Origin of the sequence: Methanobrevibacter sp., assembly GCF_045646205.1 — an archaeon.
Classification (GTDB): Archaea; Methanobacteriota; Methanobacteria; order Methanobacteriales; family Methanobacteriaceae; genus Methanocatella.
Map to the genome: position 1 here is coordinate 1 of NZ_JAZRKF010000002.1, position 10,650 is coordinate 10,650.

Sequence of the window (10,650 nt, forward strand, 5' to 3'; positions counted from 1 at the left end):
GTATCAAAAATTCGAATTTGGTGGAGGAACTCCTGTAGCTATCCAAGGGGATATTGTTACAAAAGCTCCATTAGGTGCTAAAAACTCTATTGATGTAGGTAACTTCTGTGCTAAATTCGGTGGACCATTAACTGGTTTATGTTTCGGTCTCGTTGTATTCTTTAGTTTCTGGAATACAGTTGTATTTGGAATAACTGGCGGTATTATTGTAGGTATTATAATTGTTATTTTATTAATTATTATAAATGACAGATTAGAAGTATTTGCAAGAAATAAATACGGACCATATGAGGAAGAATAAGGAGGTTTCAATTATGGATCCAATTACGTTAATTTTATTCATCGCAATCGGTGGTATTATGATTGGTGCAGGTGTGCACTTTATTCCTGTAGGAGGAGCTCCTGCAGCTATGGCAACCGCTACCGGTGTAGGTACTGGTACTGCTATGTTAGCTGCTGGTGCAGGTTTAACAGGACTTATTACTGCTGCAACTATGACGGGTGAACCATTCTATATAGTCGGTATAGGTGGTGCTATTGGTGCAATGATCATGATGGGTATTACTATGCTCATTGCTAACTTAATCTACATATTCGGTGTAGGTGTAGTACCTGCTGCATCAAAAGTAAATGTCGACTGGATTACCAAACGTAACCAAGAAGCTTATAAAACTCCTGGTACCGAAGGTCACGGTGTACCTACTACTTCATACATAAGTGGTCTTATAGGAGGTCTTCTCGGTGGTTTCGGTGGTGGATTAGTATACTACGGTATCAACACCGCTGTAAATGACAGTACTTTTGTAACTGATCCTGCTATTAGTATTGGTTTAGCTGCTATTTTAGGTGTAGGTGTATTCTTTGTAAATTCAGTAATTGCTTCATATAACATTGGTGGTACTATCGAAGGTATGCACGACCCTAAATTCAAAAGAATCGGTACTGGTGCACTTGCATGTGCTATTGCATCTGTCGTACTCGGAATTTTCTGTGTTATTTTAACTGGAGGTATATAAAATGTCTGCTGGTGGAAGTGCTGACGGTGCAGCTGCAGGTGCAGTAAGCTCAACTATGTTATTAGCTTTAGGTATCGTTGGTGGATTAATCTGTATTTATTTAGCTGGATTTTTAGGAGATTTCGGTTCAGTAGTAGCTGGAATTGGTGCTGTTCTCGCTATCGTATGGGGAGCAGATGCTATTCGTAGAGTAGCTAGTTACGGTTTAGGTACTGGTGTACCATCCATCGGTTACATGTCTTTATCCGTGGGTGTTATATCTTCATTAGCTGGTATAAGCTTAGCTACAATCCTTAAAATGACTATTCTCGGACCTGTTGCAGCTCTTGTTATTGCAGTTATTATCGGTGCAATCATCGCTATTGTTGCAACTAAAATCGTCGGTATGAAAATCCCTATCATGCTTCAATGTACTATCGAAATTGCTGGTGCTGCTTGTTTATCTATCTTAGCATTCTCCGTTGCAATTGCAGGTAGTTTTGAAATGATGGCTATTTATAAACATGTTGTTGCATCCGGTTTCATTGCTGTATTATTTATCTTATGTACTATGGCTATCCAACACCCATTCAACGCATGTTTAGGACCAAACGAAGATCAAGTAAGAACTTTAAAATGTGCTGCTTCAACCGGTTTCTTATCAATGACCCTTGTAGGTCTCTTATCCTCAATCAGTGGAGGATTAGGCTGGTTCATTGTTACTGTTGTAGGTTTAATCGGTTGGGTTATTTCATTCAGAGCATTCGTTCAAGCTTCATGTAATGATGCAGCATCAACAAGATGGGCTGGATTATGGCCTAAAGTAGAGGAATAGGAGGAATAAATAATGGCTCAAATGTTACCTATGGTACAAATTGTACCTGAAATGAATTTAGCATATGACCCTGTAACTGGGGTTCTCGGTTCATCTTTAGGTTCAGGAATTGTTCTCCTATCTATGGATGACGTTGGTGAAGGTGTTGCAAAAGTAGAAGCAGCTGCAGATGAATTAATGGCTTCTTTAGATCCTTATACCAGTCCGGCTGGAGCTTACCCTGGAAGGGAAGGTTCATATATCACTGCCGGTTTATTAACTAACATGGTATATGGATTCTTGATTGCTATATTTATTATATTTGCTGCATTATCAATTGGGGGTATCTAGATGGCTGATAAAAAAGCTCCTGCAGACGGCTGGCCAGTTATCAGTGGGGATTACATTGTAGGTGATCCTGAAAGTCCTGTTGCAGTAACTACCTTAGCTTCTCACATTGAAGCAGAGTTATCTGGAGCAGCTATTGCAGGCCCATGTAAAACAGAAAACTTAGGTATAGAAAAAGTTGTTGCTAATATCATTTCTAACCCAAACATCCGTTTCTTAATCTTGGCTGGTGCTGAAGTGCAAGGACACATTACCGGTCAAAGTTTCTTAGCGTTACATGAAAACGGTGCTGACCCTGACAAAAAGAAAATTATTGGTGCAACTGGTGCTATTCCATTTGTAGAAAATGTTCCGCTAGAAGGTGTTGAAAGATTCCAACAACAATTGGAAATCGTTAACTTAATCGATACTGAAGATATCGGAGCAATTCAATCTAAAATTAATGAATGTGTAGAAAAAGATCCTGGTGCTTTCGAAGAAGAAGCTATGGTCATTTCCGTAGATGATGATGACGGTGACGAAGACGAAGGAGAAGCAATCAAAGTTGTTTCTGCTGAAACTGCTCTCATTGAATCAAGAATCAGAAATATCAATACCAAAATTGCAATGGTTGGTGCTGTTCAAAGGAATATGGCAGGAAATTATGCAGGTAAAGTCCAAGGTATAATGATTGGTTTAATCTTCACTTTAGTAATCGGATTTTTATTCTTGATATAAGGAGGAATAATTTATGGTGCAAATTTCTAATAAACCTAACGTAACTGGTATTAAAAAAGCTTCCGAAGAGGCTGAATACAGCTCAAAACTTCTTGCAAGGGAAGGAAAACTTTTTGCAGGTTTACTTGCAACTAGAGTTAAAGGAATTGCTTTAGGTATCTGTATAGCACTCCTTTTAGTAGTAATTATTCCTTTTATTGCAAAGATATTTGGATTATAGAGGTGTTAAAATGAGTGACGAAGAAAATTCAGTACCTCAAGTCATGGTATCAGCAGATGAGTTCAATGCTTTAGCTGCAAAATTAGATGATGCTGAAGAAAAAGTTGATTTCACTGTTGGTGAATATTACCAACGTTTAGGACAGCAATCTGGAAGAGATGTTGGTATTTTGTATGGTATTATACTTGGATTATTTATATTGATAATATCTATAAAATTTGGTGCAATCGCAATGTTCCAAACATTGTTAGCTAGTCTTTTATAGGAGGATTATTTTATGTTAAGATTTGATAAAGAACAAATCGTCGTTGATATTGCTGGAGTAAAAATGGGAGGACAACCTGGAGAATACCCTACCGTTTTAGCAGGAACAATCTTTTACGGCGGACATAACATTATTAGTGATGAAAAAGAAGGTATCTTTGATAAAGATGCTGCTGAAGAAAGAATTAAAACCATGGAGGAAATGTCTGATGTAACCGGAAACCCTTGTGTAGTACAAACTTTCGGTGCTACTGCAGAAGCTATGGTAAAATACTTAGAATTTGTAGGAGACGTCTGTGACAAACCTTTCCTTATAGATTCAACCGCAGCTGCAGCAAAAATTGCAGGTGTAGAATACGTACAAGATGCTGGTTTAGCTGAAAGAGCTGTATACAACTCTTTAAGTATGGCAGCAGAACCTGGTGAAATCGAAGCAGTTAAAAACTCAGACATCGATGCATCCATTCTCTTAGGTTTCAACCCAATGACTCCTGGAGTACCTGGTAAAATCGAAATCTGGGAAACTGGTGGATCTGTTATCGACCAAGGTATTCTTGAAATGGCTGACGAATGTGGAATCACCAAACCATGGATGGACGTAGCAGTTACTCCATTAGGTCAAGGTGCAGGACCTGCTGTAAGAACCGCTTACGCAGTTAAATCCAAATGGGGATACCCAGTAGGATCCGGTATTCACAACGTTCCATCCGCATGGGACTGGTTAAGAGGATACAAAAAAGAACACAAAGAAGCATGGCCTGTTTGTGACATCGGTTCAAACATCGTACAACAAATGGCTGGTGGAGACTTCGTTCTTTTCGGACCTATCGAAAACTCCAGACTTGCATTCCCAGCATGTGGTATGGCAGATATCATGATTGCTGAAGCAGCAAAAGATATCGGTACCGAACCTGTGGAAGACCACCCAATTAACAAATTATTATAGATATAAGGGTCCCGATTAGATGATTTTATTCATCTAATCATTTTTTTCTATTTTTTTACTATTTTTCAAACACTTTTTTTCAAAACTTTTTAATAAAATTTATATTATCTTAACAAGAGATTATTAATTAACTTTATATTTTGGAGAGGTTAGATAATGTCTTTTTTAAGTAAAATTTTTAATAAAGGTCCTAAACCTGTCATTGCTCATTCTAAAGAAGGTAATTTAGCTAGTTTAAGGGCTCAAAGGGCAGGTCCCGCAAGTCCTGGAGCGGTTCAAAAGCCTGATACCTTTTATGTCACTGCTTCTGTTGAATTAGGTAACACCACTACCAAATCCATTGTAATGGCTACTAATTTGAACACTAGTGAGTCTTATTTACTTAATAAAACAGTAAAAATGACTAGGGACATCAGACCGCCTAAACCTAATGAAGAGGTATTCGGTAAAACAGTATGGGGTATTGAACTTTCTAAGGAAGCTGTAACAGAGCTTATAAGAGATACTGTTTTGGAATCACTTAGGAAATGTCAAGTTGACAAGGATGAGGATTTGGATTTTGTTGTAAGGTCAACTGGAGTAACCGCAGGTTTTGCTACAGCTGAAGAAGCGGGCCAACTCATTATTGCACTTGCTGATGGTTGTCTTGAAGCGGATATTCCGCCAAGGAAAATGTCTCCTGCAATGAGTATTTCACAACTTCCAGAAAGACTGCAAAAGCACTCCCTTTTGGAAAACATCATGTTTGATGGTGCTGTTGTAAGTGTAGTTCCTCCTGAAGGTAAGGAAACTGTTGCAAATGAAATGGAAGGGGAGCTTGTAACTGCTGGAATTAAATTAGGTGCTAAATGGACTGATGTGGATTATAGAAACCCTTGTGTTTCTCTTGATTTTGGTTCCACTTTGGCTGGACGTATTGTTAATGATAATGAACCATATGCAAATACTGTTGGTAACTTTTTAGGTCTGGCAGGGGTTGTAAGTGACTCATTGGCTAGAGGTTCAGGTCAAATTGACAAGAAAAATGGTGCGGCATTAGATTTATACTCTGATAAGGCAATGAAAAAGGCTGATCACAAACAAGCCGAAGCCAATGCTTTGGAGGCTCATAAGTTAGTTAACATCTGCAAGGTTCCAATGGATGTTGAAAGATTTGGTACTGTTCCTTTAAATCCTGAAGCTGCAGCAAAAGCAGGCACTACCTTAATAGGATGTGATGTTGGATTTAATGGTGACAAACTTCCGGAATTGATGGAATTGGGTGCGCAATTCTATGATGCTTATGGTCTTCCAACCCTGCTTTCAACTTTGGATTATGTAAGCAGAAACATTGTTACCAGATGTTTGGATGTTGCATTTGAAGAAAATGTAATTGTTCCGGGTTCTGCTTTAGGTATTACCGGTAGGGCAGGTATCACCGGACGCAAACCTCAACTTATTTTAGAGGCTGTTCAGGATAAATTTGAAAATGTTGTATTTGTTGAGGATGGTCTTGCGTTAGGTTCTGCTATTATGGCTCGTTGTATGAACTCCATGGGTACTCCTAAAGTTCCTATTGGGGGTAAACAAGGAGGAAGATGTATCCTTAAAGACCGTATGAAAATGATGGGTGGAAAATTCGCTTAAATTGAAAGTGGTTTTTCATGATTTATGCAATTTTAATGGCTGGAGGTATGGGAACAAGACTTGAAGTTCCCTGCGAAAAACCTCTCTTTAAATTATGCAATAAACCCTTAATTAAATATGTGCTTGACAATCTAAAGGAATCTAAATTAATCGATAAAATTGTTATTGCGGTCAGTCATCACACTCCCGAAACTACACAATATTTGAATTCTCTTGACGGGGATTTTCAGATATTAGACACTTCCGGTGATAGTTATCTGACAGATTTATCCTATATTTTGGATTATTTTGAAAAAAAATCGGATAAAGACATTTTGCTTTTTATTAATGCGGATTTGCCATTTATATCCACAGAAACTATTGATTATGTATTGGATTATTATTTTAAATCTGATAAAGATGCCTTGTCCACTTTAGTTCCGGTTGAAATTTTTAGGGATTTGGGCCTCAATTATTCATATGAATTCAATGGAAATGTTCCATCAGGTTTGAACGTGTTGAGGAGTGTCAATATTGTTCAGGATGAAGATCAGTTAGTTATTCCAAAACGGGAATTGGCTTTGAATATTAATACCCTTTTGGATAGTCAGGTTGCAGAAAAATTGTACAAAGAATATTATATTTAAATATAATGAAGTTAAATATTTACATAGTTAGATTTAATTTTTTTCAGGTGATTAAATGGAAAATAAACAACAAATTCCTAAAAGAGAAGAAAAATTATGGAGTGAAATCAAAAATTATCAAGTAGCTACCAACAATGCACGTATCCTTGGAGTATTAGATGAATTAATTATCAATGAAAAAACAGGCAAAATTGTTGATATAGCTATTAGAGTAGAAAGTGACCGTAATATTCATGTAAAAGGCGCTAAAAGAAATGGTGACTTGTTATTAGTTCCTTTTGCTAAAGTCGAAAAAGTCGGCGAATTCATTATTGTAACTGAATAATTTCAGTTATTCTCTTTTTTTCTTTTATTTTTTTCAAATATTTTTTTCATTATATAAATCGATTGTTAACTATTTATATTTAATAAAACATAGTTATATTATTATAAAACAAATTCATATTTATTTTTTAAGGTGATTGTATGTTGCTTGAAATTGAAAATTTGGCAGTTGAAGTATCTGGAAAAAGGGTTTTAAAGGATATTAACCTTGCTATTGAAGAAGGCGAAACTCATGTTCTTTTAGGACCTAATGGTGCTGGAAAAAGTACATTATTTTTAACCATATTGGGTTTTCCAAATTATAATGTTGTTAATGGTACTATTAAATTTAAAGGTCAGGATATCACTGGGTTGACAACTGCAGAAAGAGTAAAATTAGGTATTGGCGTAAGTTTCCAAACTCCTCCTTCTATTAGGGGTGTTTCTGTAGGAGATCTATTAAAAATCATTTCTCATCAAGATGTAAATGATGAATTAAATCCTAGGATGAAAGAATTGGCTCAACAATTGAAATTCAGCGATGAATTTTTGGACAGAGATGTTAATTTAGGATTTTCTGGTGGGGAAGTTAAACGTTCTGAAATTTTGCAATTATTGGCTCAAATGCCTGATTTCACAATGTTTGATGAGCCGGATTCCGGTGTGGATATTGAAAATGTAGAATTGTTAGCTTCTGAAATTGGAACTTTATTAGATAAAGATAAGCCACAACGCAGTAGAAAAAGAAGTGGTCTTTTAATTACTCACTTAGGTTACATTTTAAATTTTGTCAGTGCAGATAAAGCACACGTTTTAATTGATGGGGTAATTTCTTGTTCTGGAAATCCATCTGAAATTTTAGAAGATATTAGGAAAAACGGTTTTAATGGATGTGTTGAATGTGCGCAATGTTTATGAAGATGCTGAAAGAGCAAAAGATAAAAAAGCAGCATTAGGTGCTGATATTACTATTGAAAATTTTACAGATGAGACAGTCAATGCTTTAGACATGATTGATGACTTGGATGATTTGGGAAAACAAACCAAAAAGGACCTTTTAAAAGTAGGTGTTGACACAACTGAAGAAAACAGGTCTGGTTCATTTTTACAGGTTGACCAAAGTAACATTTTTACTAATAACTCCATGTCAGATTCAATTGAAGTAATGAATATTGGTGTTGCATTGGATAAATACAGTTGGGTTGAGGATTATCTTTGGAATGTTGTTAAGCCTGATGCTGACAAATACACAGCTAAAACCGCATTACGTGAAAAAGAAGATGGTGTTAAAAGCGGTTATTTTGTAAGATCTCTTCCTGGAACTAAAGAAGTGATGCCTGTACAGGCATGCATGTTTATTAGCGATGCTGATATTATGCAGACAGCTCACAATGTTATCATTGCTGAAGAAAACTCTGAGTTGCACTTAATTACTGGTTGTGCAACTGGTGATGATGTGGCTTCAGCTATGCATGTTGGAGTTTCTGAAATGTATTTGAAACCAGGTTCCAAAATTACCTTTACAATGGTTCACAATTGGGCGGAACAAGTTGAAGTGCGTCCAAGAACTGGTGTTAAATTGATGGATGATTCCACATACATTAATAATTATATTTTAACCAGTCCTGTAAGCACTATTCAATCATTCCCTACTGCTTATTGTGATGGTAAAAATTCAAGAGCAATTTTCCAAAGTATTCAGGGTGGTAAAAAGGATTCCATTATTGATGTTGGTTCTAGGGTATTATTGAATGCAGAAGGTGCTCGTGGTGAAGTTATCTCAAGGGCTGTTGCTCAGGATGAGTCTCAAATTTATGCAAGAGGACATTTGGCAGGTACTGTTCCTGATGTAAAAGGTCATTTGGAATGTCATGGACTGGTATTGTCAGATGATAGTTTTATTTATGCAGTGCCGGAACTTGAAGCTAGTTCTGCTAATTTAGAGATGTCTCATGAAGCTGCGGTCGGTAAAATTTCTGAAGATGAAATCAATTATTTGACCTCTAGAGGAATTGAAGAGGAAGATGCAGAGTCTATGATTGTAAGAGGATTTTTAAACATGGATATTACTGGACTTCCAGATGAATTAGCTCAACAAACTCAAAATATGATTGATATGAGTCTTGATGGAATGTAATTCCATCTAAATTTTCTTTTTTTCTTATTTATTACTTTTAAATTCATTTTTAATAAATCTTGTTTTATAGTATATAAACTTTTTGACTTTAATCTCCGAGTAACCTTTATATTAATTATAAATGAAATATATTAATCAGTACATAATGTATTGCTGAGCTAGCTCATTACGTACAGAAATTGTGATTTTAAGGCGTACCTAAAACAGTAAGTCTTAAAAAAGATTTTAAAATTTTTTAAAAAAGTTTAAAATTTGAATTTGAGGGGCTTTAAGTTTTTCAAATTCGCAAAAAATATTTATAGAGGAGGAGAAACTCTATGGCTGATGATGTAAAAATTGTAATGTTTTGTTGCAACTGGTGTTCCTATGGAGGAGCAGACACAGCTGGTACTGCAAGGATGCAATACCCACCGAATATCAGAGTTATTCGTGTAATGTGTTCTGGAAGAATTGATCCACAATTTGTTTTAAAAGCATTTAAAGAAGGTGCTGACGGTGTATTTGTAGCTGGATGTCACATGGGTGACTGCCACTATGATGCTGGTAACTACAAATTAGATCGTAGAATGAGATTAATTTATAAATTAGTTGAAGATATGGGAATTGGAAAAGAAAGAGTTTATCACGATTGGATTTCCGCATCCGAAGGTGAAAAATTCTCTGAATCTGTTAAAATGATGGTTAACAGAATCAAAGATTTAGGTCCAGCTCCATTAAAACAACAAATTGATGCTGAAAAATAGATTGGAGGAATTGAATATGGCAGATAAAGTTAAAATAGGAACTATGTGGTTTGGCGGATGTTCCGGTTGCCACTTATCCATTGCGGATTTCCACGAATCCTTAATTGATGTAATGGAATTTGCAGATTTCGAATTTTCCCCTGTACTCATGGATACTAAATATGATGAAGTACCTGAATTAGACATTATTATTGTCGAAGGTGGAGTAAGAAACGACGAAAACAGAGAATTAGCTGAAATGTTAAATGAAAAAGCTAACATGGTTATTTCTTATGGTACCTGTTCATGTTACGGTGGTATTACAGGTCTCGGAAACTTATGGACTGTTGAAGAATTAGAAGAAGAAGCATACATTAATTCTGTATCTACTGTAAACCCTGAAGGCATTATTCCTCACGAAGATGTACCTCATCTCGAAAGCAGAGTAAGACCTATCGGTGAAGTTATGGATGTTGACTTAATGATTCCAGGTTGCCCACCTCGTTCTGATGTTGTAGCAGAAGCTGTTTTAGCATTATTAAGAGGGGACACAATCGAATTACCTTCAACCAACCTCTGTGAAGTATGTCCTAGAGAAAAACCACCTGCAGGTTTAGCTATGGACTTCATTAAAAGACAATTTGAATTAGGTCTTCCTGAACCTGATTTATGTTTAATTACCCAAGGTTTAGTATGTATGGGTCCTGCTACCGTATCATTATGTGGTGCAGAATGTCCTTCCATTGGTATCCAATGTAGAGGATGTTACGGTCCTACTGCTAAAGTATTAGACCAAGGAGCAAAAATGATCAGTGCGATTGCATCTGACTACGGTGTACAAGAAGATAAAACCGTTGATCCTGAAACTGTCGCAGATCAATTAGATGATATTGTAGGTACTTTCTATACTTACACATTACCTGCTGCTTTAG

General features: G+C 36.3%; 15 protein-coding genes. All 15 read left to right on the top strand.

Annotation, left to right across the window (positions count from 1 at the left end; genetic code table 11):
* On the top strand, positions 1 to 301 hold a 301-nt coding region (locus ACKI44_RS00595; RefSeq protein ID WP_407420779.1), incomplete at its 5' end, for a tetrahydromethanopterin S-methyltransferase subunit E.
* A gap of 13 nt (positions 302 to 314) precedes the next feature.
* On the top strand, positions 315 to 1,016 hold the full coding sequence (mtrD, locus tag ACKI44_RS00600; protein ID WP_407420780.1) for a tetrahydromethanopterin S-methyltransferase subunit D: 702 nt from the start codon (positions 315 to 317) through the stop codon (positions 1,014 to 1,016).
* A 1-nt stretch (position 1,017) separates the two neighbouring features.
* Entirely contained in the window at positions 1,018 to 1,830 is an 813-nt protein-coding gene (gene mtrC, locus ACKI44_RS00605; protein ID WP_407420781.1) for a tetrahydromethanopterin S-methyltransferase subunit MtrC, read from the top strand.
* Positions 1,831 to 1,842: 12 nt separating this feature from the next.
* Positions 1,843 to 2,160, top strand: a complete 318-nt coding sequence (gene mtrB / locus ACKI44_RS00610; protein ID WP_407420782.1) for a tetrahydromethanopterin S-methyltransferase subunit MtrB — start codon at positions 1,843 to 1,845, stop codon at positions 2,158 to 2,160.
* Complete coding sequence (mtrA, locus tag ACKI44_RS00615; protein ID WP_407420783.1) at positions 2,161 to 2,874, top strand: tetrahydromethanopterin S-methyltransferase subunit A; 714 nt, start codon at positions 2,161 to 2,163, stop codon at positions 2,872 to 2,874.
* A 13-nt stretch (positions 2,875 to 2,887) separates the two neighbouring features.
* Positions 2,888 to 3,094: a tetrahydromethanopterin S-methyltransferase subunit F gene (locus ACKI44_RS00620; protein WP_407420784.1), complete on the top strand. Its 207-nt coding sequence runs from the start codon at positions 2,888 to 2,890 to the stop codon at positions 3,092 to 3,094.
* Positions 3,095 to 3,104: 10 nt separating this feature from the next.
* Complete coding sequence (gene mtrG / locus ACKI44_RS00625) at positions 3,105 to 3,359, top strand: tetrahydromethanopterin S-methyltransferase subunit MtrG (RefSeq protein WP_407420792.1); 255 nt, start codon at positions 3,105 to 3,107, stop codon at positions 3,357 to 3,359.
* A 12-nt stretch (positions 3,360 to 3,371) separates the two neighbouring features.
* Positions 3,372 to 4,304, top strand: coding sequence for a tetrahydromethanopterin S-methyltransferase subunit H (gene mtrH, locus ACKI44_RS00630; RefSeq protein WP_407420785.1), 933 nt, complete (start codon positions 3,372 to 3,374; stop codon positions 4,302 to 4,304).
* A 156-nt stretch (positions 4,305 to 4,460) separates the two neighbouring features.
* Entirely contained in the window at positions 4,461 to 5,930 is a 1,470-nt protein-coding gene (locus tag ACKI44_RS00635) for a methanogenesis marker 14 protein (RefSeq protein WP_407420786.1), read from the top strand.
* Positions 5,931 to 5,947: 17 nt separating this feature from the next.
* Positions 5,948 to 6,556, top strand: coding sequence for an NTP transferase domain-containing protein (locus tag ACKI44_RS00640; RefSeq protein ID WP_407420787.1), 609 nt, complete (start codon positions 5,948 to 5,950; stop codon positions 6,554 to 6,556).
* Between the two features lie 55 nt (positions 6,557 to 6,611).
* On the top strand, positions 6,612 to 6,881 hold the full coding sequence (locus ACKI44_RS00645; RefSeq protein ID WP_292739171.1) for a PRC-barrel domain-containing protein: 270 nt from the start codon (positions 6,612 to 6,614) through the stop codon (positions 6,879 to 6,881).
* Positions 6,882 to 7,021: 140 nt separating this feature from the next.
* Positions 7,022 to 7,777, top strand: a complete 756-nt coding sequence (locus ACKI44_RS00650) for an ABC transporter ATP-binding protein (RefSeq protein ID WP_407420788.1) — start codon at positions 7,022 to 7,024, stop codon at positions 7,775 to 7,777.
* The gene (locus ACKI44_RS00655; protein ID WP_407420789.1) at positions 7,746 to 8,996 is read left to right on the top strand and encodes a SufB/SufD family protein; all 1,251 of its coding nucleotides are present in this window, start codon (positions 7,746 to 7,748) and stop codon (positions 8,994 to 8,996) included. The genes ACKI44_RS00650 and ACKI44_RS00655 overlap by 32 nt, the downstream gene beginning before the upstream one ends.
* A gap of 317 nt (positions 8,997 to 9,313) precedes the next feature.
* Positions 9,314 to 9,739, top strand: coding sequence for a hydrogenase iron-sulfur subunit (locus ACKI44_RS00660; RefSeq protein WP_407420790.1), 426 nt, complete (start codon positions 9,314 to 9,316; stop codon positions 9,737 to 9,739).
* Between the two features lie 16 nt (positions 9,740 to 9,755).
* On the top strand, positions 9,756 to 10,650 hold an 895-nt coding region (locus tag ACKI44_RS00665), incomplete at its 3' end, for a F420-nonreducing hydrogenase (RefSeq protein WP_407420791.1).

What these genes read in the sequence shown, in the direction of transcription:
- ACKI44_RS00645 (WP_292739171.1), top strand. Translation starts at nt 6,612, where the DNA reads ATGGAAAATAAACAACAAATTCCTAAAAGAGAAGAAAAATTATGGAGT.
- ACKI44_RS00635 (WP_407420786.1), top strand. Translation starts at nt 4,461, where the DNA reads ATGTCTTTTTTAAGTAAAATTTTTAATAAAGGTCCTAAACCTGTCATT.
- ACKI44_RS00660 (WP_407420790.1), top strand. Translation starts at nt 9,314, where the DNA reads ATGGCTGATGATGTAAAAATTGTAATGTTTTGTTGCAACTGGTGTTCC.
- mtrH (WP_407420785.1), top strand. Translation starts at nt 3,372, where the DNA reads ATGTTAAGATTTGATAAAGAACAAATCGTCGTTGATATTGCTGGAGTA.
- mtrB (WP_407420782.1), top strand. Translation starts at nt 1,843, where the DNA reads ATGGCTCAAATGTTACCTATGGTACAAATTGTACCTGAAATGAATTTA.
- ACKI44_RS00620 (WP_407420784.1), top strand. Translation starts at nt 2,888, where the DNA reads ATGGTGCAAATTTCTAATAAACCTAACGTAACTGGTATTAAAAAAGCT.
- ACKI44_RS00655 (WP_407420789.1), top strand. Translation starts at nt 7,746, where the DNA reads ATGGATGTGTTGAATGTGCGCAATGTTTATGAAGATGCTGAAAGAGCA.
- mtrC (WP_407420781.1), top strand. Translation starts at nt 1,018, where the DNA reads ATGTCTGCTGGTGGAAGTGCTGACGGTGCAGCTGCAGGTGCAGTAAGC.
- mtrD (WP_407420780.1), top strand. Translation starts at nt 315, where the DNA reads ATGGATCCAATTACGTTAATTTTATTCATCGCAATCGGTGGTATTATG.
- ACKI44_RS00650 (WP_407420788.1), top strand. Translation starts at nt 7,022, where the DNA reads ATGTTGCTTGAAATTGAAAATTTGGCAGTTGAAGTATCTGGAAAAAGG.
- mtrG (WP_407420792.1), top strand. Translation starts at nt 3,105, where the DNA reads ATGAGTGACGAAGAAAATTCAGTACCTCAAGTCATGGTATCAGCAGAT.
- mtrA (WP_407420783.1), top strand. Translation starts at nt 2,161, where the DNA reads ATGGCTGATAAAAAAGCTCCTGCAGACGGCTGGCCAGTTATCAGTGGG.
- ACKI44_RS00640 (WP_407420787.1), top strand. Translation starts at nt 5,948, where the DNA reads ATGATTTATGCAATTTTAATGGCTGGAGGTATGGGAACAAGACTTGAA.